General features: G+C 54.0%; 20 protein-coding genes. 19 read left to right on the top strand and 1 reads right to left on the bottom strand.

Annotated features, from left to right (window positions below; translation table 11 throughout):
• The first annotated feature begins 83 nt into the window (after positions 1–83).
• The 11 genes from MKY86_RS19680 to MKY86_RS19630 all read left to right on the top strand — a co-directional run bounded on the left by MKY86_RS19680 (position 84) and on the right by MKY86_RS19630 (position 11,805).
• On the top strand, positions 84–1,685 hold the full coding sequence (locus MKY86_RS19680; RefSeq protein WP_076084319.1) for an ABC transporter substrate-binding protein: 1,602 nt from the start codon (positions 84–86) through the stop codon (positions 1,683–1,685).
• Positions 1,686–1,810: 125 nt separating this feature from the next.
• Complete coding sequence (locus MKY86_RS19675) at positions 1,811–3,094, top strand: M20 family metallopeptidase (RefSeq protein ID WP_076084316.1); 1,284 nt, start codon at positions 1,811–1,813, stop codon at positions 3,092–3,094.
• Between the two features lie 247 nt (positions 3,095–3,341).
• Complete coding sequence (locus MKY86_RS19670) at positions 3,342–4,319, top strand: ABC transporter ATP-binding protein (protein ID WP_076084313.1); 978 nt, start codon at positions 3,342–3,344, stop codon at positions 4,317–4,319.
• The gene (locus MKY86_RS19665; RefSeq protein ID WP_076084310.1) at positions 4,316–5,278 is read left to right on the top strand and encodes an ABC transporter ATP-binding protein; all 963 of its coding nucleotides are present in this window, start codon (positions 4,316–4,318) and stop codon (positions 5,276–5,278) included. Before MKY86_RS19670 ends, MKY86_RS19665 begins: the two co-directional genes overlap by 4 nt.
• An 821-nt stretch (positions 5,279–6,099) precedes the next feature.
• Complete coding sequence (locus MKY86_RS19660) at positions 6,100–7,110, top strand: acyltransferase family protein (protein ID WP_076084307.1); 1,011 nt, start codon at positions 6,100–6,102, stop codon at positions 7,108–7,110.
• Positions 7,111–7,198: 88 nt separating this feature from the next.
• Positions 7,199–7,624, top strand: a complete 426-nt coding sequence (locus tag MKY86_RS19655) for a hypothetical protein (RefSeq protein ID WP_076084304.1) — start codon at positions 7,199–7,201, stop codon at positions 7,622–7,624.
• Between the two features lie 132 nt (positions 7,625–7,756).
• On the top strand, positions 7,757–8,995 hold the full coding sequence (locus MKY86_RS19650) for a D-alanyl-D-alanine carboxypeptidase family protein (RefSeq protein WP_083685674.1): 1,239 nt from the start codon (positions 7,757–7,759) through the stop codon (positions 8,993–8,995).
• A gap of 172 nt (positions 8,996–9,167) precedes the next feature.
• Positions 9,168–9,521, top strand: coding sequence for an anti-sigma F factor antagonist (spoIIAA, locus tag MKY86_RS19645; protein ID WP_036727462.1), 354 nt, complete (start codon positions 9,168–9,170; stop codon positions 9,519–9,521).
• A complete protein-coding gene (gene spoIIAB, locus MKY86_RS19640) occupies positions 9,518–9,973 on the top strand; it encodes an anti-sigma F factor (RefSeq protein ID WP_036727460.1) in 456 nt (151 codons plus the stop codon). The genes spoIIAA and spoIIAB overlap by 4 nt, the downstream gene beginning before the upstream one ends.
• An 11-nt stretch (positions 9,974–9,984) precedes the next feature.
• On the top strand, positions 9,985–10,740 hold the full coding sequence (sigF, locus tag MKY86_RS19635) for an RNA polymerase sporulation sigma factor SigF (protein WP_076084301.1): 756 nt from the start codon (positions 9,985–9,987) through the stop codon (positions 10,738–10,740).
• 525 nt (positions 10,741–11,265) lie between these two features.
• Positions 11,266–11,805 carry an RNA 2'-phosphotransferase gene (locus MKY86_RS19630; protein WP_076084298.1) on the top strand — a complete coding sequence of 180 codons (540 nt, stop codon included), beginning with the start codon at positions 11,266–11,268 and terminating at the stop codon, positions 11,803–11,805.
• A 104-nt stretch (positions 11,806–11,909) separates the two neighbouring features.
• On the opposite strand, the gene MKY86_RS19625 is transcribed toward MKY86_RS19630, so the two are convergent.
• Complete coding sequence (locus tag MKY86_RS19625; protein WP_076084295.1) at positions 11,910–14,081, bottom strand: YDG domain-containing protein; 2,172 nt, start codon at positions 14,079–14,081, stop codon at positions 11,910–11,912.
• 286 nt (positions 14,082–14,367) lie between these two features.
• Between MKY86_RS19625 and MKY86_RS19620 the strand changes: the two genes are divergently transcribed.
• The 8 genes from MKY86_RS19620 (at position 14,368) to MKY86_RS19585 (ending at position 22,456) form a co-directional block, all read left to right on the top strand.
• Positions 14,368–15,963 (top strand): sigma-70 family RNA polymerase sigma factor, encoded by a 1,596-nt coding sequence (locus tag MKY86_RS19620; RefSeq protein WP_076084292.1) that lies wholly within the window; start codon positions 14,368–14,370, stop codon positions 15,961–15,963.
• A 103-nt stretch (positions 15,964–16,066) separates the two neighbouring features.
• Positions 16,067–16,828 carry a metallophosphoesterase family protein gene (locus MKY86_RS19615; RefSeq protein WP_340827348.1) on the top strand — a complete coding sequence of 254 codons (762 nt, stop codon included), beginning with the start codon at positions 16,067–16,069 and terminating at the stop codon, positions 16,826–16,828.
• 87 nt (positions 16,829–16,915) lie between these two features.
• Entirely contained in the window at positions 16,916–17,524 is a 609-nt protein-coding gene (locus tag MKY86_RS19610; protein ID WP_076084289.1) for a TetR/AcrR family transcriptional regulator C-terminal domain-containing protein, read from the top strand.
• Positions 17,525–17,654: 130 nt separating this feature from the next.
• Positions 17,655–19,349, top strand: coding sequence for an oleate hydratase (locus MKY86_RS19605; protein ID WP_076084286.1), 1,695 nt, complete (start codon positions 17,655–17,657; stop codon positions 19,347–19,349).
• A 73-nt stretch (positions 19,350–19,422) separates the two neighbouring features.
• A complete protein-coding gene (locus MKY86_RS19600) occupies positions 19,423–19,644 on the top strand; it encodes a hypothetical protein (RefSeq protein ID WP_076084283.1) in 222 nt (73 codons plus the stop codon).
• Positions 19,645–19,739: 95 nt separating this feature from the next.
• On the top strand, positions 19,740–20,051 hold the full coding sequence (locus MKY86_RS19595) for a hypothetical protein (protein ID WP_143803872.1): 312 nt from the start codon (positions 19,740–19,742) through the stop codon (positions 20,049–20,051).
• A gap of 199 nt (positions 20,052–20,250) precedes the next feature.
• Positions 20,251–21,165 (top strand): phosphotransferase, encoded by a 915-nt coding sequence (locus MKY86_RS19590; RefSeq protein WP_076084277.1) that lies wholly within the window; start codon positions 20,251–20,253, stop codon positions 21,163–21,165.
• 232 nt (positions 21,166–21,397) lie between these two features.
• The gene (locus tag MKY86_RS19585; protein WP_076084274.1) at positions 21,398–22,456 is read left to right on the top strand and encodes a FecCD family ABC transporter permease; all 1,059 of its coding nucleotides are present in this window, start codon (positions 21,398–21,400) and stop codon (positions 22,454–22,456) included.

Genomic DNA, 22,456 nt, shown 5'->3' with positions numbered 1-22,456 from the left:
AGCTGGAGCGCAAGCGGCAGACAATCATCAGCAGCACAAGTAGTTGTTATGCAGGCAGGATATAGAAAAGGGAGGAATTATCGATGAAAAAAGTTAAACTGTTGTCCACACTCGTCGCTTTTTCAATCATGCTTGCCGGATGCGCCAGCAGCGCCAATCCGCAGACCCCAGCTGCCACTTCGGCAGGAACGGATACTGCAGCAACAGCAGCCCCGGTCAAAAAGAACCTTACGGTGGCCTATTCCGAGGGCGGCACCACGCTCGACCCGGCGGAAGCTAATGATCTGACCTCCGATACGCTTGTGCTGGCCGCTTATGATCAGCTGGTCACCTACGGCATCAAGACCGAGAATGGCGCCAGCATCGCCAATACCGAAGACATCAAGCCCATGCTCGCAGAGAGCTGGGAAGTGAATGCTGACAACACGGTGTATACGTTCAAGCTGAAATCCGGCGTGAGCTTCCAGAGCGGCAATCCGGTGGATGCCGAGGCGGTAGCGTACTCTTTTGAACGTGTGGCGAAGTCGAGCTCCGGCAGCTTCCTCTACGGCATGGCTTCAATTAAATCAGTGACGGTAAAAGACGCTTCGACCGTTGAAGTTACTCTGACTAATGCCAATCATAATTTCCTGCAGATTCTGGCGATGTACACCTTCTCCATCGTGGACCAGAAGACGGTAGAAGCACAGGGTGCAGACTACCTGAAGACGAATGCCGCCGGTTCCGGCCCGTTCAAGCTTACGAAGTGGGACCCGGCTACCGAAGCTGTTTTCACAGCTAATGACAGCTACTGGCAGGGTGCGCCAAGCCTCGGCAAGGTAACCCTGAAGTTCACCAAGGAAGCTTCGAACCGCGTGCTGCTGCTGGGTAAAGGCGATGTAGACATGGCGATTGAGATTCCTCCGAAGGATGTGTCAACGCTTGAGACCAATAAGGCGCTGACCGTTGCTTCCAATGCAAGTAACCGGATTCTGTTCTTCGCCATGAACAACAAAGTCAAGCCGTTCGACAATGTAAAAGTCCGTCAGGCGATCAACTATGCGATTCCCTACGATCAGCTGCTGAGCGGGGTGATGTACGGCCAGGCCAAGCAGATGAAGAGTGCGGTAGCCAGCAACACGCCGGGCTTCACCGATGCAGGCTATGTGTATGAGTACAATCTGGACAAGGCCAAGGCACTGCTGAAGGAAGCAGGCTATGAGAAGGGCTTTGACTTCGACTTCACGCTGGGCTCCGGCTTCGATGACTGGGAAGATGATGCGGTCCTGATCCAGGCTGAGCTGGCCAAAATCGGAGTCAACATGAAGATCAACAAGCTGGCCCGCGCACAGTTCCTGGAGCAGCAGAAGACCAATAATCTGACCTCTTATATCTCCAAATGGACTTCCTTCGTCAATGATCCTGGCTATCACCTCGGCTTCCTGCTGTACGGCAAGGGCTCTTCCAACTACATCAACTACCAGAATGCTGAAGTAGACAAGCTGTGGGAGCAGGCGAACCTGGAGACAGATACGGCGAAGCGCACAGAGCTCTACAAGCAGGCTCAGGAAATCATCACGACAGAAGCACCTTGGGCGTATCTCTACGAGTATAACCGCATTGTCGGAATGAGCAATAAGATCAGCGGCTACGCCTTCTACCCGGACGAAGTCATCCGCTTCTATCCGCTGTCGATTACAGAATAAGCAGGTTTGGCTAAAAGAGAGCGGGCAGGCCTTAGGCCTTGTCCCTCTTCTTTGTCACAAATTCACAGTTCCTCCTGCCAGCCGCAAGGCGTGCAGCCTGGAACACAAAGGAGAATTCGTAACCCATGACAGACTGGAAAAGCAAAGTGCTGGAAGCCATTGATGCCGGGCAGGAGGAACTGCTTGCGCTCTGCTCTCAGCTGATCCGTTACCCTTCGGAGAATCCGCCGGGCGATTCACGGGAGATCAGCGCTTATATTATTGGTTATCTGAAAGAAGCCGGTATCGATACCGCGATCTATCCGGCCACCGAAACCATGTTCAATCTGGTGTCCACACTGGGCGCAGGCGCGGAGGAGCGCACCGGCAAAAAGCTGATTTACTGCGGACATACCGATGTCGTTCCGGCGGGAGACCGCTCGCGCTGGGATTTCGATCCGTTCTGCGGCGATATCGTGGATGGCTATCTGCTGGGCAGAGGGGCTTCGGATATGAAAGCGGGCCTGGCCGGGTTAATCTACGTCACTGCACTGCTGTCGAAGCTGGGCGTTCCGCTAAAAGGGGATCTCTCCTTGCTGATCGTGCCCGATGAAGAGACCGGCGGTCATCTCGGGGTTCCCTGGGTGCTGGAGCGCGGCCTGATTACCGGAACCGCTGCTGTGATTGCCGAGCCTTCCGGCCCGCTGAACCCGACCATCGGGCAAAAGGGCAGCTGCTGGTTCGAATTCACCGTGGAAGGCACACCGGGTCACGGCAGCTTGTCGCCTGTGGTTGGAGACAGCGCCATTGTGAAGGCCGCCAAAGGGATTGAAGCCTTACAGCGGCTATGGGATATCAAAGTGGACATTCCCGAGGAAGTTCAGGAGATTATTCGCATCTCGCAGGATTACGTGAAGGGCAGCGAAGAAGAAGATTCCCTCGCCTATCAGGTATTCGACCATGTGACGGTCAACATCGGAACGATTCAGGGCGGAACCAAAGTGAACGTAGTGGCGGACCGCTGCACGATTCAGGTCGATTCCCGCGTACCCTTCGGGGTAGACTACCGGGATGTGCTGGACCGTGCCCGCTCCCTGCTGCTTGAAGCCGGCATTGAATCGGAGGTGAAGGGCTTCGGCTTCCAGGGCAATGCCAACTGGACCTCTAATGAGGAGCCGGTGGTCAAGGACCTGGTTGAGAGTATCTGTGAGGTAAGCGGGGAAGAAGCCTACGGTGTGCTGCAATGGGCTTCCAGCGATGCACGCCATTTCCGCACTCATAACATTCCCGTGCTGCAATACGGACCGGCCGAGCTGTCAACCATTCATAATTTCAACGAGAAAGCTCCTGTCTGGCAGATTATCCAGTGTGCGAAGGTGTATGCCTTGACGGCGCTGAAATATCTGGGCGTAGAGGATAAAGAGAGCTAATTACACAACAAGGGAACCGATTTATATAAGAGGTACTAAAGAAATAAACAAAAAGCAAAAGAAGCGGAGGGGAAATTTGGAACTGAAGGAGCGGTAGCGAGCGCCTTTGTCACCGGATTTCACCCGCGAACAGCGGATTGAATCAAGAAATCTGGGGACAACAGCGGCCGGAAGTCCAAATGTTCACCGCAGTGACGACGAAGCTTCAAGTTTTAATTTGTGCAGGGATATTTAAGGAGGGGCAATCATGACAGAACTGCTGGAAGTATCAGGGCTATGCACCGAATTTCAGACAGCGGCGGGTACAATCCGTGCGGTGGACGGCATCAGTCTGTCAGTGCGCAAGGGAGAGACACTGGGCATTGTAGGCGAATCGGGCTGCGGCAAAAGCATTACCTCACTCTCAATCATGCAGCTCTTGCCCAAACGGATCAGCCGGATTGCTTCCGGCCAGATCCGCTTCGAGGGCAAGGATATGCTGGAGATGTCGATGAATGAGGTGCGGAATATCCGGGGGAACCGGATTGCGATGATTTTTCAGGAGCCGATGACCTCGCTGAATCCGGTGTTCAAGATCGGCCGCCAGATCTCCGAATCCGCCCGTTACCATCTGAAGCTGAGCAAGAAGGAGGCGGCTGAGCGGGCGGTGGAGATGCTGCGCAAGGTAGGGATTCCCCGGCCGGAAAAGATTGCCCAGCAGTATGCCCATCAGCTCTCCGGCGGGATGCGGCAGCGGGTGATGATTGCAATGGCGATGGTCTGCAATCCCCAGTTGCTGATTGCCGATGAGCCCACTACGGCGCTGGATGTGACGATTCAGGCGCAGATCCTTGATCTGATGCGGGATCTGCAAAAGAACGAGGGCATGTCAATCCTGATGATCACGCATGATCTGGGGGTCGTTGCTGAGATGTGTGACCGGGTCGTCATCATGTACGCGGGTCAGATCGTCGAGGAGACGGATGTGGCTACCCTGTATAGCCAGCCGCTGCACCCGTATACTCAAGGGCTGCTGGCTTCCCTGCCCCAGCTGGCGGGGGATGAGGACCGCCTCAGCTCGATACCGGGCCAGGTGCCGAATCCGGCCAGCCAGCCGCCCGGCTGCCGGTTCGCACCGCGTTGTCCGGTAGCGGTGGACCGCTGCCGGGAGCAGCTCCCGGAGCTGCTTGAGGTGCAGCCGGGCCACACATGCCGCTGTATCCTGCAGCAGGAGGGGGTTCTATGACCACATTACTGGAAGTCCGCAATCTGAAGAAGCATTATCCGATCCGCAAAGGCTTCTTCTCTAAGCAGGTGGGTGCAGTCAAAGCCGTTGACGGCATAACCTTATCCGTAGAGCAGGGAGAGACGCTGGCTGTGGTCGGAGAATCCGGCTGCGGGAAATCGACCACCGGCCGGGCCATTCTGCGGCTGATTGAGCCGACAGAAGGCGAGATTATATTCGGCGGCACTGATGTGCGCAGCCTGAATACCGAGCAGCTGCGCAAGTTCCGTACCGATATGCAAATGGTGTTCCAGGACCCTTACGCTTCGCTCGACCCCCGCTGGACCGTCCAGCGCATTCTGGAGGAACCGCTCCGTACCCACGGATCGGCTCCCGCCGGAGAGCTGAAGAGCAGGGTCGAGCAACTGATGGAGGTGGTGGGTCTGTCCCCCTATCAGGCCCACCGTTTTCCCCATGAATTCTCCGGCGGCCAGCGGCAGCGGATCGGGATTGCCCGCGCGCTTGCGCTGAATCCGAAGTTCATTGTCTGCGATGAGCCGGTATCGGCACTGGATGTCTCCATCCAGGCCCAGGTGCTGAATCTGATGCAGGATCTGCAGGAGCAATACGGCCTCACTTATATGTTCATCTCGCATGACCTGTCAGTCGTGAAGTTCATCAGCGACCGGGTGGCCGTCATGTACCTGGGGCGGATTGTCGAGCTGGCGCCGACGAAGGCACTCTTCGCGAAGCCGCTGCATCCGTATACCCAGGCGCTGATGTCTGCCGTTCCGGTGCCGAATCCGGGCCTGAAAAAGCAGCGCATCGTCCTGACCGGGGATGTTCCGAACCCTGAGACTCCGCCCACAGGCTGTGCCTTCCACCCCCGCTGTCCGCATGCGATGGACCGCTGCAAGTCGGAAGCGCCGGTGCTGCGGGAGCTGGACTCAGGCCATCAGGTGGCCTGTCATTTGTATTAAGCATATGTGCAGTGTGAGGAGGGGCCATCCGGCAGCGGGTGGCTCTTTGCTTTTGCTGGATGCTGAAAACAGCATACAATGGACCGGGCGAAGACAAGTGGACCGAATGTATGCTGAAAACAGCATACAATATGCACACACACAGGCCCGTGGACCGAATGTATGCTGAAAACAGCATACAATATGCTCACACACAGGCCCGTGGACTAATGTATGCTGAAAACAGCATGCAATATGCTCACACACAGGCCCGTGGTCCAAATGTAATCGGAAAACCGATCACATTCGGCGCTGCGGAGGCACGTGGTCCAAATGTAATCGGAAAACCGACCACATTCGGAGCTGCGGAGGCGCGCGGTCCAAATGTAATCGGAAAACCGACCACATTCGGAGCTGCGGAGTTGCGTGGGTCCAATGTAATCGGAAAACCGACCACATTCGGCGCTGCCGAGTTACGTGGGTCCAAATGTAATCGGAAAACCGATCACATTCGGCGCTGCGGATGCGTGTGGTCCAAATGTAATCGAAAAACCGACCACATTCGGCATCCCGCCTCCTACTTCCCCGCACCATACCAGACGCTTTTTCTGCCCGCTACGTCACCGGCAACACCGCCGGACTTTAGCCCTATTTATTACCCGGATGGGACAACGTCTCCCGTCTAGGCAGAATGACTTATTTTTACAGAGTTTGCTCCGTTGTTAAGTGAATATCCTTTCAGAAATAACACTGAAATATTTCATCGGAATTTGAAAATAAAAACAAACCCTTTTATAATTACTTTAAATTAAAACTGATTTGGGAGGAGATGGGAGGAAGACGTGAACAAACCACGACAATTATGGATTGATGCCGCCAAGGGATTCAGTATTATTTTTGTAGTAATGGGCCACTCCGGCGATGCGGCAGCGAATCATTATCTGTCCTGGTTCCGGATGCCTTTGTTCTTCATGCTTAGCGGACTTGTATTTAAGCCGGTTGAACCCGGGCGGTATTTGGGCTGGGCGGCCAAACGGACCAAGGGGCTGATGACTCCCTATTTTGCCTACGGACTCCTGATTGCGGCAGTGCTGCTGCTGTTCAACTTCAGTATACGAGGGTTCGCCGAGAATGTAGCGAGACTGCTCTACGGGGGACTGTCACTTACGGGTCCTTACGGGGTGTTCTGGTTCATCACCTGCCTGCTGTTCACACAGCTGCTCTTCGGATACATTGTCCGTTATTCCCGCCGCACGCAATTTCTCCTGATCGCTTCTGCTTATCTCCTGTCACATCTCATCTCCCTGACCGCGCTCAGGAACTTCAATCTTCCCTGGAATGCAGATGTGTCCCTGCTCGCCATTACTTATTATGCGATCGGATTCTACGGCAAACAGATGATCCCTGCGCTCATCCGCCGCTATTCGGCGCTGCCGGTGCTCCTTCCGTTATGTGCTCTTGTGCTGCTGCTGGAGCGGACTGGTGTCCTTCAATACAGCCTGAATATGAAATACAAGGAGTATACTTCGCTGCTGCTCGATCTGGCCGTGCCGCTACTCATCTCATTGACTATCTGCGCCGCTGTGTACCGTCTCTCGAAGCTTGTTCCGCTGGACTGGATGGGCAGCCTGGGACGTAACTCCATTGCGATCATGTACCTGCATTTGCCTTTGAATTACGGGCTCAAATATCTCCTCGGGACGGATTACGGGCTGTTGCCCTTTACGCTGATTGGAGTGGGGGTGCCGCTGCTGGCCGCCAATTGGGCGGTGCGCTCTCCTCTATTGTCCAGACTGTATCTCGGGCATAAGGGCGGCAGCCGTCCGGCAGTGAATTATAGCAACGCACGTTAATAAATAGGTGGACTAGTAATAGAAATGCACAAGCTCTTTTTCATATCTTTCATATACTTTAGTAGAATATGAAAAGGAGTGATAACGCATGGCCAAAACACTATTGGATTATAACGCATCCGTAGTTACACCTATTACTAACGGGGTCTCCATCCCTGTTCCTATTTCTCCGGCTGGTATACAGATTGCAGGAACATCGGTGTATATTAATCCCGCAGTTCCAGGACATTTCCCCAATAAGGTGGAACTGAAAGCCACCATCGGCGTGGATGTTACTCTGGATACGCCCAATGTGCTGGTCCGCATCTGGCGGGCAGGTACCGAAATCTTCTATGCACGGGTAGAGCTGGAGGAGAATTTCAATGACGATGGTATTATCTCGCTGCATATGGTAGATATCAACGTCCCGGCCGGTGTCCAGAACTATCAGCTGATTGTAGAGAACCAGGATGTCGGCTCCGTTGCCACAGTGGTGGGACCTGTTATTTTCAGCGCTTTGGCTATCGGCGGCTAAGCTATTCATAGCAGTACCGGAAAGGGGCTTTCTCAAGTATCTGTGAAGATACCGGGGGAGGCTCTTTTTTTTGTGCGTGAAATGGAATAATTTCCTGCGATTCTGACGAAACTGGAACACAGTACCTGTGAAATGAAGGTTAAGTTCAGGAGGGGAACCATTGTGAGGAAAATTCGTTATGTAACGCTTGTGCTGTGCATTGCTGTATCGGTTCTGGGAGGCGCTACCGGAGCCTGGGCCGAGGAAAAAGCCAAAGGCACCGCAAATTCCGGCAATGCCGGCGGGGCGGCTGCGGAGCTGGCGCCGGGGGCACGTTCTGCCATTCTGATGGATGCCAGCACGGGCACGGTCATCTATGAGAAGAACAGCCATGATAAACTTCCGCCGGCCAGTATTACCAAGATTATGACCATGCTGCTGACGGTGGAGGCGCTGGACGAGGGCAAACTGCAGCTGACCGACAAGGTGCGGACCAGCGAGTATGCGGCATCGATGGGCGGTTCACAGATTTTTCTGGAGCCGGGTGAAGAAATGACGGTTGACGATATGCTGAAGGGCATCGCGATGGCCTCCGGCAATGATGCTTCCGTAGCTATGGCGGAGAAAATCGCCGGCTCGGAGAGCGCCTTCGTCGATCTCATGAACCAGAAGGCGCAGGACCTGGGCCTGAAGGATACTCATTTCGCCAACTGCAACGGCCTGCCGGCTGCGAATCATTATTCCTCCGCGCATGATATTGCCGTCATCAGCCGGGAGCTGCTGAAGCATGAGCAGATTATCAAATACACCGGCTCTTATCAGGATTACCTGCGCAAGGATTCCACCAAGCCGTTCTGGCTGGTCAACACCAACAAGCTGGTGCGGTTCTACACGGGGGCTGACGGGCTGAAGACGGGATATACGTCCGAAGCGAAGTTCTGCCTGTCGGCGACAGCGGCCAGAGACGGCCTGCGCGCTGTAGCAGTGGTGCTGGGCGAGCCGAACACCAAGACCCGCAACAGCGAGGTCTCGGCGATGTTCGACTACCTCTTTTCCCAATATAAATTGCATACGATTCACAAGGAAGGCGACACCATCGGCACGGTGAGGGTTGAGAAGGGCGTGAAGTCGCAGCTCCCGCTGGTGGCGAAGGAAGACTATAGTGTCCTGCTCCGCAAAGGAGTGACCCAGGAGGGTATCCGCCATGAGCTGGTGCTGAATGAGCAGGTGAAGGCTCCGGTGGCCGAAGGCCAGACGGTCGGCAAGCTGGTGGTCTACCAGGGGAACGATGTATTGAAGGAATACGAGTTGAAGGCAGGCGAAACGGTAGCCAAGGCGGGCTGGTGGAAGCTGTTCAAGCGGGCAACGGGCGCTATGTTTACGAATGATTAATTTCTTGCATTTTGTAGATTGAACCGGGGGCTTTGTGTAAGTTCTTAGGGGTTTTCTTCTAGTTTTGTCGTGAGGCAGGAATCCTCAATTGCGGTGTAGAAACCTTGTCCTTGTAGGGGAAAGAAATAGTTACAGGGCGGTTGTCCAAGCAACGAAGAGGAGAGTGGCAAGCATGAATTCTCATGTGGAGATGGAGCATCACCGGGGTGTGCTGATTGTCCGGTTGTCCGGGGAACTGGACCATCACGCAGCCGATTATGTACGTATGGATATGGATGAAGCGATTATGCGGGGCCAGGTGGAGCATCTGATCCTGAGTCTGAAGGAGCTGCAGTTCATGGACAGCTCGGGTCTCGGAGTGATTCTGGGGCGGTACAAGCTGATCCGCAGTAAGGGCGGCAAAATGGCAGTCTGCGATGCCACAGCGCCTGTGAAGCGCCTGCTGGAAATGTCGGGCCTGTTCAAAATCATGCCCCTATATGACGACGAGAGCGCTGCACTCTCGGATTTGGAGGTCGCGTTATGACTAGTAGCGAAGCTCGTAACTTCATGAGTGTCCAGTTTGCTGCGCTGTCGGAGAATGAATCGTTCGCGCGTGTGGTAGTGGCTGCCTTTGTCTCCCGGCTCGACCCGACGATGGAGGAGCTGAATGACTTGAAGACGGTAGTCTCGGAGGCTGTCACCAATTGTATTATTCACGGTTATGACAGTGATCCCGCAGGTGTTGTCAGCATATCCGCTTCCCTTGAGAATGAGACCGTGCATCTGACGATTGAGGATAAGGGCCGGGGCATTGAGGATCTGGAGCTGGCCCAGCAGCCGCTGTATACCTCGAAGCCGGAGCTGGAGCGGTCAGGTATGGGCTTCACCATTATGGAGAATTTCATGGATGAATTCGAGGTTATCAGCGAACCGGGACGCGGAACCTCAATCTCCATGAAGAAAACCATCGTCTCGAAAAAAGCTTTATACAATTAGGGGTTGGAGCCATGGATGCAGAAGCAAAAAAAGCTCCGCCGACCTATTTGGACGATGCGGAGGTCAAACGTCTAATCGCGCTCAGTCAAGCCGGGGACCATACGGCCCGCGACACGCTGGTCAACTGCAATATCCGCCTCGTCTGGTCAGTGGTGCAGCGGTTTATGAACCGCGGATATGAACCGGATGATTTGTTCCAGATCGGCTGTATCGGACTGCTGAAGTCCGTTGATAAATTCGACCTCAGCTATGAGGTCAAGTTCTCCACCTATGCGGTGCCGATGATTATCGGCGAGATCCAACGGTTCCTCCGCGATGACGGCACGCTCAAGGTCAGCCGCTCGCTGAAGGAGATGGCCAACAAGGTGCGCAAGATGAAGGATGAGATGTCCAAAACGCTCGACCGCCTCCCGACCATCGGTGAAGTGGCCGAAGCGCTGGGCGTCACGCCCGAAGAAATCGTCTTCGCCCAGGAAGCCAACAAGCCGCCGACTTCGATCCACGAGACCGTCTTCGAGAACGACGGCGATCCGATCACGCTGATCGACCAGATCGCCGACGAGTCGCAGGAGCGCTGGTTCGACAAGCTGGCCTTGAACGAGGCCATCGGTGCGCTAACCGAGCGCGAGCGTCTGATCGTGTATCTGCGCTATTACCGCGATCAGACCCAGTCGGAAGTCGCCAGCCGCCTCGGCATCTCGCAGGTGCAGGTGTCGAGGCTGGAGAAGAAAATCCTCGCGAACATCCGCGAGCAGATTGCGCAGTAGCAGTGGAAGTTACAGCGCGTCTCGGCTGATACTGCCGCAGCTCAGTAAGTCCGATACAGCAGTCGGGTTAGCTGTGGTGCTTAGCAAGAGTTAAGTATGTGATGTACAGTGACGGGTGCAAGGGGGCCGCCTCCTAGAGGGGCGGCTTTTTTCGTGCGCTCAAAGTGAGACCATGCCCCTCACTGCCGATCATTGTACGAACCGGACTCAGATTCCCTTATTTGGCCGAAACGTCTCTTTTTGAGCCTGAAACGGACTGAGATTCCCTTATCTTGTCTATCCGGCTCCTAATCAAGCGGAATCTGGTCACATAGCGGATTCTGTGTCCGCGTGCCCCGGCATATCCGGCTCATACGCAGACATAGCTGAATCTCAGTCCTCTTTGCTTGTTGACGGAGCACGCCTATGGCTTTGCGCGTGGTTATACCGGAAGCTTCACATATGCTAAACTAGGCTAAACTCGTAACAATCGATGATTTTGAATACTGACAACAATGCTAAATGACTATGGAGGGCTAAACACAGGTGGATTATGCAAAGCTCAGCAAAGAGGTCTCCTACGCCCTGCGTCACGCACCGTGGGAATATGAACTGGAATTGGATGCACAGGGATGGGTGCATATCGAGCAACTGCTCCACTCGCTGCATCAGGACAAGAAGTGGGAATCGGTCGGTGCAGAGGATCTGGACAAGATGATCGCAGCATCGGATAAGCAGCGGCATGAGCTTGCGGATGGCAGAATCAGGGCGCTGTATGGTCACTCTGTCCCGCAAAAAATAATCAAGCAAAATGAAACTCCGCCCCCCATTCTGTACCACGGTACAGCCAGGCAATGGGTGGAGACGATTCTGCACGAAGGACTGAAACCCATGAAGAGGCAGTATGTTCATTTCTCGGTGGATACGGATACAGCGAAGCTGGTGGGAGGACGAAAGGACTCAAGTCCTGTGATCTTAACCATCGATGCCGGGCGGGCCGCACAGGAAGGAATCAAGTTCTATCACGGAAATCATAATATCTGGCTCGCAGACGATATTCCGCCCGAATTCATTGCTAACTCGTAGCCTAGTTTATCCAACCCCAACCAATTACAACAAAAGCGCCCCAACCAGCCGGTTCACGGCTCGCGGGACGCTTTTATTCATACCCTGTGTTCAGAGATATCTTCTTAAGGCGCTACAATCACACCCGTGGAAATCATATAATTTCCCGGTGCCGCATAGTTACCGGCATCGTCGCCGGATAAGGTGTAGACCACGGTGATGAGTTTGCCGCTGCCGACAGCAGCATCGTTATAAGTTGCTGTAGCGTTCACTGTAACATCATCCCCCGGAATAACTCCGATCAGGGTACCTGGAGTGATCTGGGCCGATGTATTCCCGTCATAGAGCTTAGACTCTGTGAGAACGGGTGCTGTAATGTCCAACTGTAAGGCTGTGATAATACCTGTATTAATGGAATAGCTAACAGGTGGGAAATAGTTACCTGCATCTGCTCCTGTTAAGGTGTAGGAGATGGTGATGATTTTGTTCACACCGACATTAGGACTGTCATAGGTCCCGGAGGCATGCACAGTCACATCATCTCCGTCGATGATACCGTTTACCGCACCAACGATTACCGCTGCCGCAGTCGTTCCGTCATAGACTCTGGAGCGTGTGATCTGATCCCGGTCAATTTCCCCGTTGGTGACAATGTAGCTCGCAGGTGCAATATAATTACCCGCATCTGTTCCGCTCAGCGTATAGACTACAGTTATGGTCTTGTTCGTCCCAACGGCTGATGTGTCATAGTTGGCAACGGCGCTCACAGTGACATCTTCCCCGGGAACTACCCCTATAAGCTGTCCGGGGGTCACTGCTGCTGTAGTGGTTCCGTCCTTGAACTTTGCCAAGGTCAAATTAGGGGCTGCGATGGTTAATGGATTCAGTGCGATAATGCCCGTATTCACGATATAGGGAGCTGGTGCGATATAGCTGGCTGCCTGCGCTCCACTTAATGTGTAGGTAACGGTTATCGTCTTGTTCACCCCAAGCGCTGCGCTGTTGTAGGCAGCAGAGGCATGAACATCAACATCGTCACCGCTCAGCACACCGGTCAGCGAATTCGCGGTTACAGCTGCTGAAGCAGTGCCGTCATAGGTTTTGGACTCTGTCAAGGAGGCAGGAAGCCCTATAGTCAGTTCAATCGCTCTAACCTCAATCGTGCTGGAAGGGGCCGAGATATTGCCGGAGCCATCTACAGCATACACAATATAATGACCGGCAGGCAGACCCTGCGTATTCAGCGGGGAATAGACGGAGGCGGTTACCGCCAGCTTTTTACCCAGAGCGGCATGAACAGAATCTTCCAGACCCGTTGTCGTTACGGCCACTGTGGAGGGGACCAGATACAAATAACCCGCTTCGTTGCTTGTTCCATATACATTGTCTCCTACAGTCACCGCTCCAAGGGTCACACTTGTGAGTATAGGGGCTGACGTATCACCCGGATCAGGAGTAGGTGCTGGTGTAGGAACTGGTGAAGGTTCTGGTGTAGGTGTAACTGCAGGTGTTGGTGTCGCTACTGGTGTAGCTGTAGGAGTAGCCGTTGGATCGGAAGGGACATAGGTGCTCCGGACAGGCGTAGGTGTAGCAGTTGGTGTGGCAGTTGGACTAGCTGTTGGAGAGATGGTTGCTGAAGGGGTGCCTCCAACATTTCCAGGAGTATTGGCCAGAGCTTCCTCAATAACTTTGGTGCGCGTTAAGGACACTACGGCCTCCGCACGGGTAATATCTCTGCCGGGTCTGAAGCTGTTATCTTCGGAGTAACCCTTCATGACTCCTGCGGCAGCCACGGCGTTGACAGAATCCAGTGCCCAGGCGGCAATATCCTTGGAATCGCTGAAAAGAGCGCCGGTCTGCGCGGCATCCAGCTTCAATAACCGGTTGATAATCACTGCGGCTTCCTGTCTGCTGATCGTCTTGCCGGTACCGATGGTACCATCTGAATATCCGCTGATATATCCGGCTTTCACGGCTTTGGCAACCTCGGTGTAGGCCCAGTTGCTTGTAGAGAGATCCTTATAGGCAACAGGTGCCGTCTCGGTGAATCCGAAGGCGCGGTTGATGAGCGCCATGAACTCTGATCTTTTCAGACTATTGTCCGGTTTGAAGCTACCGTCGGCGTATCCCTGAATGAGCCCTTTGTCAACCCAGTCGGTAACTTCATTTTGTGCCCAGTGGCCTGTGATTCCAGTTAATTGAGGAGCTGCTGCGCCAAAAGCTGTTCCGGCAGAAGAATATAGTGCAGTTACTATCATTAGTGTAGAGAGAAAAAGCTTGCCCGGTGTATGGTTCAATGTTTTGCCTCCTGAAAGTGTATTATCTTCGCTGACATAGGCCGTGGGTATCACTTAATATCCTCCGGGCAACAGTTTTGGCCTCCGAGCTTGGCTAAATGAAATAATAGTAACACATATCATTCGAAATTGATTTAAATAAATATAATCATTGCAAATTTAATTTACCAAAATATAAATCTAACACTGGTCAATACATTCTGCACCCTCTTTGTAACCTTTTCCTCCCGGACCGGCACTTATCATTAGAACACGATAAAAATACAGAAATGAGGTTTGCAGACGTATGCTGCATTGGATTGAAAAGGCGCAGAAGGGCGATGCCGAAGCCTTCCGGGAGCTTAGCGGGCATGTGCGGGGGATGGCTTACGTAGTGGCCTACGATATGCTCGGGGATGTGCAGCTTGCGGAAGACGCGGTACAGGAAGCCTTGCTGGAGGCGTATATGAACCTTGCCAGCCTGCAGGAGCCTGCGGCGTTTCCGGGATGGTTCAAAACCATTGTGGTCAGACAGTGTCACCGGCTGCTGCGGCGTAAGCGTCAAGCCCTGCTGCCTCTGGAGGCGGCGGTGCATGTCGCGGGCTCTTCTCCAGGGGTTGCGGAGATTGCCGAACATAGAGAATGGACGCAGGTGCTCCACAGGTCAGTGTCGGAATTGTCTGCCAAGCTGCGGGTACCGCTGCAATTGTTCTACTTCTACGGGTACTCGCTTCAGGAGATTTCCGTGTATCTGGACCTTTCCGTTGCTACGCTGAAGAAAAGGCTGTATGACGGCAGACGCAAGCTGAAGGGGGCATTGCCTGTTGTCGATCTGGCGGCTGCATTTCATTTGTTACATGAGGGAGGACAGCGAATGCTGCATATTGTGAATGGTGACACGGTGGGAGACAAGCTGAAGCAGGGGATTGTCCAGGGGGAGGTGCTGGTGTGGAGAGAGATCTATTCGGCGGGGCCGATTTTCATAGATCCGGTGGCAGAGCAGAATCAGCAGCTGCGGGCTGAGGTGCTACAGGCCACGATGGGCATTCCGGCGGCTGAATATATGGCGGGCTGTGCGGAGCAGGAGCAGAGGATTAGCGGATTCCGTCAGTATGATGAGGTGGTGCTGTGGTTCGAGCATGATCTGTTCGACCAGAGTATGCTGGCCTATCTATTACACTGGTTCAATGGGCAAAAGCTGGGCAACACGAAGCTGAGCCTGCTCTGCATCGGAGAATTCCCCGGGATTGAGCTGTTCCATGGTCTGGGACAGCTGACGGAAGCTCAGCTGAGTACCCTGCCGGGAACCTGGCGGAATATCGGCCGCAAGGAGCTGCAGCTGGGAAGCCTGCTGTGGGAGGTTTATGCCGCTGCCGATCCCCGGAAGCTCGCAGACCTGCTTGCGGCGAAGCGGGAGGAGCTGGCGGGGGGCGCACTTGCTTTTGCCTATGACGCCTTCATGGCCCATCTCTCCCGCCTGCCTTCCGTAGAGAATGGTCTCGGGATCGTCGAACAGACCACCCTTCAAGCCGTGGCTAATGGAATGGACACGCCGCTTAAGCTGTTCCGGCAGGTGACGGATGAGCTGCACCGGCTTGGCATGGGCGATACGGAATACTGGAAGATCCTGCGCACACTGACAGCCGGGGAGAAGCCTCTGATTGAGATCGATGGTGTAGCAGAGCTAACAGATTACAGGGAAGTACCGGAATTCCTGCATCGCAGCGTTACGCTGACTGGATGGGGAGAGCAGGTGTTGGCCGGAGCAGCCGACCGGCTACAGCTGCAAAGTATCGATGAATGGTACGGCGGCCTGCATCTGGAGGGGCATGACGCCCTCTGGCGCTGGGACCGTGCTGCGGAACGGCCGGTACAGCACCCGTCATCCGCGCGGATGGAATAGAATGTAACCAGGAGGTTGCCCTGCTAAGCTGAACGCTTGGCGGGTGAACCTCTTTTTTATGCCTATATAGTATAATGAATACTCCAGGTCAAGACAGTTACAAGTGAAGAAGGAGGAGAGCGGCATCAGAACATTAGTGATCAGTGACATTCACGGCTGTATAGAGGAATTCAGCCTGCTGCTCCGCCGGGCGGAGTATAACCCATCCAAGGATCAATTGATCCTGCTGGGCGATTATGTAGACAGAGGGCCTGACAGCAGAGCGGTCGTGGAGCAGGTGAAGCGGCTTGCTGAAGCAGAGGGGGTTATTGTGCTGCGGGGCAACCATGATCAGATGGCTTGCGATGCGCTGGCGGGAGAGGATGATAAGCGGGATACCCACTGGATAACCAATGGGGGATTCCACACCCTTCTGAGCTACTGCGGAGGGCGGGATTCGGTGCTGCTGCACCCGGATTCAGGCTGGAAGGATTACACGGAGATGAAGCGGTTCATGCGTACGGAGTATAAGGAGCATCTGGATTTCCTGGGTTCGCTGCCTTACTACTATGAGACGGAGACCCATCTGTTCGTTCATGCGGGCATTGATCCTTCCCTTGCCGACTGGCGGACCCAGCGGGAGTATGATTTTATCTGGATTCGGGAGCCTTTCTACAATCATCCTGTAACTTCTACGGAGAAGACGGTCGTCTTCGGCCATACCTCTACGGTAGATCTGCAGGACGGGGCAGGCGTCTGGTTCAGTCCGCTGGGCGACAAAATAGGCATCGACGGCGGCTGTGTGTACGGGGAGCAGTTGAACTGCCTTGAGATTAGCGAAGCGGGATACAAGACCTATGCAGTCCGGCTGGGGGAGCGGGAGTAACAAGAGCTGCGGAGGAGGCGGGATGAAAACAAACTCCCAATTGGTTATAATTGGAATATCAAATCCAAGCGCTCACAGGAGGCAGAGATGTCCAATTCACTCTTAACGAAGAACGCGTTAGCCCGGTCTCTGAAGAAGCTTATGCTCACCAAGCCCCTGAACAAAATAACGATCCAGCAGCTCACCGCAGATTGCGGGGTGACCCGCCATACATTTTATAATCATTTTCAGGATATCTATGAGCTGCTCGGCTGGATCTACAAGTCAGAAGTGATTGAAGGACTGGACCAATACTGCTGCTGGGCGGGCTGGAAGCAAGGATTCTTAAGCGTCCTGCGTTACACCGTAAATAACAAAACCATCTGTCTGAATACCTTCCATTCGCTGGGACGCGAGCATCTGGAGCAATTCCTGTACGGGGTAATTTACCGCGTCATGATCAGCGTAGTGGAGGAGCTGGACGGGCAGGCGTGGCCGGGACAGGAGCAGATTCCGGAGCCTGTGAGAATGCAGGCCAGACTCGATATAGCCGATTTCTACACGCTGGCCATCCTTGAACAGGTGATCCACTGGCTCAGAGCCGGGGCGAATACAGATCCGGCCGGAGTGGTGGACAAGGTATCACGGATTATGGACGGATGCATTGCCCGGGGGCTTGAGCATTATCAGTCTGCAGTTCATCCGGTGAAGTTATGACACAATATCGGGCGGATGTGTAATCCCTAGACAGTTGCGTCCGGCTGTCCATAGAATCCCTGGTTCACGGCGGTTATAGTGAAGGCAGTTAGCAGGCACTTATCCCCTGATCAAGGAAGGAAGAGGACACATGGGTACATATCAAAGAATTCATCCGCAGGTACAGGAAGGCATCGCTTCACGCAAGGCTTATCTCGTCGGAGGAGGGATCGGCTCCCTGTCGGCGGCGGCATTCCTGATCCGTGACGGGCATATGCCCGGCCGGAATATTCATATTCTGGAGCAATCAGCTGTATACGGCGGTTCCATGGACGGGGCGGGCAATGCCAAGGACGGCTACAGCGCCCGGGGCGGACGCGAGATTGAAGAGCACTTCGAATGCTTCATGGAGCTGTTCGGCTTCATCCCTTCCCTGACCAATCCGGACCGGACAGTGCTGGATGAATTCCGGGAGCTGAACCTGGCTGAACCGATTGAATCGCATTGCCGTTTGATCGAAAAGCAAGGCACCCCCGCCGACTTCTCATCGCTTGGGCTCTCTACCGCACATGCACTGCAATTAGGTAAGCTGACGCTGGCTACCGAAGAGAGACTGGGCGCGGTGACGATTGAGCAGTTTTTTGACCCGAGCTTCCTGGAGACGAATTTCTGGTATTTCTGGCGCTCCATGTTCGCCTTCGAGAATTGGCATAGCGTGGTAGAGGTGAAGCGTTATATGGAGCGGTTCATGCACCTGATCTCCGGGATGAACCAGCTGAAAGGAATTTTGCACACCGAATACAACCAGTTCGACTCGCTGATCCTGCCGCTGATGAAATGGCTGGAGCGTGAGGGCGTTCATTTTGACAAAGGGCATGAGGTTACGGATCTGGAGCTTAGTATGAGCGGCGATGAGAAGGTTGTAACCGCGATTCAGGTGCAGGTTAATGGTTCCCCCAAGACGATTCCGGTGACACGCGGGGATCTGGTCATGGTCACGAACGGCTCAATGACAGAGAATTCTACCCTTGGCGATCTGGACCACCCGGCGGTGCTGAACCGGTCCGTTACTGAACGCGGGTGCTGGAGCCTCTGGGAGAAGCTTGCTGCCAAATCCCCGGATTTCGGCCGCCCTGAAGTGTTCTGCGGGGATATCGACAAGTCCAAATGGCTGTCGTTCACAATGACTTTTACCGATGATGAGATTGTATTCCCTTATCTGCTGGAGCTGACGGGAGATGCTCCCGGCATGGGCGGCGTGGTCACGATCAAAGACTCCAGCTGGATGATGTCCTGGACCGCACCGAAGCAGCCGCATTTCATCAACCAGCCAGACAATGTGAAGGTACTGTGGGCGTATGGCCTGTTCCCGGATGCCGAAGGCGACTATATCAAGAAAAAAATGAGCGACTGCACCGGACGCGAGCTGCTGGAGGAACTGTGCTACCATATGGGTCTTGCGGACCGCATTCCCGGGATTCTGGAGCATACCACTAACGTCATCCCTTGTATGATGCCTTATATCACTGCGCAGTTCATGCCGCGCGTTCTTGGTGACCGTCCGCAGGTCGTGCCGCAGGGCAGTGTGAATCTAGCCTTCCTCGGCCAGTTCGCCGAAGTGCCGGACGACTGCGTGTTCACCGTGGAGTATTCGGTCCGCTCCGCAATGATGGCCGTCTATAATCTGCTGGCGCTGGACAAAGAAGTGATTCCTGTTCATCCCAGCAAATATGATGTCCGGGTACTGCTGACCGCGCTCCGCACCTGCCTGGGCAACAAGCCGCTGCCGCTCGATAAGACACTTGGGGAGCTGCTGGCGGGAACGGTACTCTCGAAAATGGTCTAGCTGCCAGCTTTCGACAGGATTCGTCCGCAGATTATGATACATTTAGACTAAAACTTTTTGCGGAGGAACCCTGATGAAGAAAATTCTGAGCCGGATCGCACTTGCACTGCTGCTTATGACCTTTGCAGCCATTGTATTGTGTTTCTATTTCAACCAGTTTAGCTATGCCTATGGTCTGATTGTAGTTATAGTGTTGATCTTTGGTGCAATGGGCCAGCTCTATAAGCTGAAGAATGATGAATATATGTACTCCAAGCTGAACAGGAGAGACGAATACGAGGATTACACGAGGTAGCTGATTCCGCTGCCCAGGCATGCCAGGGGTCCGGCAGACATAGGATGGTAATAAGCAAGCGCTTAACCATTCAGTCACTGCAGGAGGAGAATAGTGTGAACGAGAGACTGGCGGCTGTTATTCTGCGGATTGATGCTATTGCTACAGATATTCTTGTACCTCTGCGCCGTAAGATCATTAATGAGACGGCTCTGCTTCAGCTCTATGAGGCGCTGGATGAGACGTATGCTCTGATGGAGCATGAGCGGCAGATTGACCGGGAGCTCGCGGCCATCCTCTTCCTGCTCTATTCACAGCTGGTAAGCCAATCCAATTATGTGTATGACAAAAGCCTCTTCGTGCCGCATATCGGCAAGCTGCAAGGGTACATCCGCAAAATATTTGGCGGCACGCTTCAGAATGTATAGAACTCAACTAACCGCCAATCTGACAGCCTATGCTCCAGTTACATCTCTAACAGGATGGAACCGGGAGGATAGGCTGTTTTTATAAATATGGCTATGTTAAACTTTATTGTTGATAAGCATAAAGATGAGGGCGACCTCATAGGTGGGTTCGGTTTATCGAATGCATGATTGAGCGAAGGAACGAGGAGGCAGACAATTCATGGGAGGAACGAATGTATGGGATGCGGAGTGGGAGGTTAACGAAGAGCAGGCGCGGACGCTGATCGGCAGACAATTCCCTCAGCTGTCATCGAAGCAAGTGAAGCGATTGGGCTGGGGCTGGGACAATACGGTTTTTCTTATCGGTGACGAGTACGTGTTCCGGTTTCCAAGAAGAACGTTTGCAGTGGGCGCGATTCGTATGGAAGGGAAGCTGCTGCCGAAGCTGGAGGCATATTTGACCATTCCCTATCCGAAACCGCTGTTTTATGGCGAAGCAAGTGACGAATATCCGGCACCATTTCTTGGCTATGGCCACGTGCCGGGAGATTTCCCCATCGGTTTGGCGGAAGAACGCCGGGCTTTATCGGCAGAGACGCTGGCGAGATTTTTGCGGAGATTACATGAGTTCCCGGTGCAGGCGGCGCTGAAGTGCGGAGTTCAGCAAGATCATCGAAGCTTGACGGACATAGCATCGCGCAAAGTGAAATTGGAGGGCTTTCTATCGAAGGTGGCTGAACACTTGTCGCCGGAGGAGTCCGGTGTGATCGAAGCGTATATTAACAGTCTGCAAAAGGACCGTGTCGAGGCGGTGAATGCACTGCTGCATGGCGATCTTCATTTCAAAAATATGCTTGTGAATGAGAACGGGATTGTCTCCGGCATCATTGATTGGGGCGATCTGAGCGTAGGCCATCCGGCTTGCGATTTGAGCGTTGCTTACAGCTTTTTACCACCTTTCGCCCGCGGCGTGTTTTTCGAAACGTATGGAGGAGCGGACGAGGAGACGAAGCTGCTGGCGCGGCTGATGGCGGTATACATCCCCATGCTGATCTTAATGCAAGCGGTCGATGACGGGAATGAAGCGATTGCGGCAGAGGCGAAATCCAACATCATGCGGGCACTGTCGGATTAGGCTCATTATTTGGTTGCGGCTATGGGGCTAGGGCTAGCAGCACCATTTGGTCGTTTAAAGGCCGCGATAAGGTACGATCCGCCTTCTCGCTGAAACGGCTTTGCCATCCTTTTAAAGGACGGCAAAGCCGTTTCTACTTGTTTTTATTTTGTCCATTGCCAAACCTTGACCTGTTCCTTTACAATATTGATAATGATAATGAGAATCAATTTCAAAGAAACAGGTGACATTCATGAATCAACAGGCAGTGTCCGGGAGCGGGCTGGATGAGAAGGCCAAGCCGCTGAAGCTGCGGTCCCGTCCCTGGGCGGCAACATTAATTCTTATTGGCGGTTTGATTGCGCTGGCGCTGGGTATCGCTATTTCCGTATCGTTCGGGGCCGCAGATATTAAGCTGTCGGTCGTATGGACCGCAGTCTTTCATTTCAATCCCGAACTTACCGAGCATCAGATCATCCGCGAGCTTAGGCTGCCGCGTGTGCTGGGCGGCGTAATGGTGGGAGCCGGCCTCGCTGTGGCAGGGGCGATTATGCAAGGGATGACCCGCAATCCGCTGGCGGATTCGGGACTGATGGGCATTAACTCTGGAGCAGGCTTTGCACTGGCTGTCTGCTTTGCATTTTTTCCGGGATTGCCGTTCATGTATCTCATACTCTATTCCTTCGTTGGCGCCGGAGCCGGAGCGGGAATTGTCTACGGTGTAGGCTCGCTGGCGAAGGGCGGACTAACCCCGGCCAGGCTCGTATTGGCAGGTGCTGCTCTCAGTGCGCTGCTCTCTGCGCTAAGCGAAGGCATCGCCCTTTATTTCCGCATCGGACAAGATCTTGCCTTCTGGTATGCCGGTGGTCTGGCAGGAACGAAATGGTTCCAGCTGCAGATCATGTCCCCATGGGTGATAGCGGCTATCCTGGGAGCCATTGTGCTGTCCCGTTCGATTACGATGCTCAGCCTGGGTGAGGATATTGCCAAGGGGCTTGGGCAGCGTACAGGACTGGTGAAATTGGCTGGTACGTTAATTGTCCTGATTCTGGCCGGAGCCTCGGTAGCTGTAGTGGGAGCTGTTGGGTTCGTCGGCCTGATCATCCCCCATCTGACGCGCTATCTGGTGGGTGTGGATTACCGCTGGATTATTCCCTGCTCTGCGGTGCTGGGTGCGCTGCTGGTGGTCGGGGGGGATCTGACCGCCCGGATGATCAATCCGCCGCATGAAACGCCGGTGGGTGCGATTATAGCCCTGATTGGGGTACCGTTCTTCCTGTATCTGGCCCGAAAAGAAAGAAGGGAGCTGTAA

Origin of the sequence: Paenibacillus sp. FSL R7-0333, assembly GCF_038000365.1 — a bacterium.
In the GTDB taxonomy this organism is placed as follows: domain Bacteria; phylum Bacillota; class Bacilli; order Paenibacillales; family Paenibacillaceae; genus Paenibacillus_AQ; species Paenibacillus_AQ silagei.
The sequence above is the reverse complement of the archived record's forward strand: the minus strand, read 5'-3'. Positions and strand labels throughout refer to the sequence as shown.

Coding starts and splice junctions, on each gene's coding strand:
- sigF (WP_076084301.1), top strand. CDS start 9,985: ATGGATGCAGAAGCAAAAAAAGCTCCGCCGACCTATTTGGACGATGCG.
- MKY86_RS19605 (WP_076084286.1), top strand. CDS start 17,655: ATGGGTACATATCAAAGAATTCATCCGCAGGTACAGGAAGGCATCGCT.
- MKY86_RS19610 (WP_076084289.1), top strand. CDS start 16,916: ATGTCCAATTCACTCTTAACGAAGAACGCGTTAGCCCGGTCTCTGAAG.
- MKY86_RS19600 (WP_076084283.1), top strand. CDS start 19,423: ATGAAGAAAATTCTGAGCCGGATCGCACTTGCACTGCTGCTTATGACC.
- spoIIAA (WP_036727462.1), top strand. CDS start 9,168: ATGAATTCTCATGTGGAGATGGAGCATCACCGGGGTGTGCTGATTGTC.
- MKY86_RS19675 (WP_076084316.1), top strand. CDS start 1,811: ATGACAGACTGGAAAAGCAAAGTGCTGGAAGCCATTGATGCCGGGCAG.
- MKY86_RS19650 (WP_083685674.1), top strand. CDS start 7,757: ATGAAGGTTAAGTTCAGGAGGGGAACCATTGTGAGGAAAATTCGTTAT.
- MKY86_RS19655 (WP_076084304.1), top strand. CDS start 7,199: ATGGCCAAAACACTATTGGATTATAACGCATCCGTAGTTACACCTATT.
- spoIIAB (WP_036727460.1), top strand. CDS start 9,518: ATGACTAGTAGCGAAGCTCGTAACTTCATGAGTGTCCAGTTTGCTGCG.
- MKY86_RS19670 (WP_076084313.1), top strand. CDS start 3,342: ATGACAGAACTGCTGGAAGTATCAGGGCTATGCACCGAATTTCAGACA.
- MKY86_RS19590 (WP_076084277.1), top strand. CDS start 20,251: ATGGGAGGAACGAATGTATGGGATGCGGAGTGGGAGGTTAACGAAGAG.
- MKY86_RS19665 (WP_076084310.1), top strand. CDS start 4,316: ATGACCACATTACTGGAAGTCCGCAATCTGAAGAAGCATTATCCGATC.
- MKY86_RS19585 (WP_076084274.1), top strand. CDS start 21,398: ATGAATCAACAGGCAGTGTCCGGGAGCGGGCTGGATGAGAAGGCCAAG.
- MKY86_RS19620 (WP_076084292.1), top strand. CDS start 14,368: ATGCTGCATTGGATTGAAAAGGCGCAGAAGGGCGATGCCGAAGCCTTC.
- MKY86_RS19680 (WP_076084319.1), top strand. CDS start 84: ATGAAAAAAGTTAAACTGTTGTCCACACTCGTCGCTTTTTCAATCATG.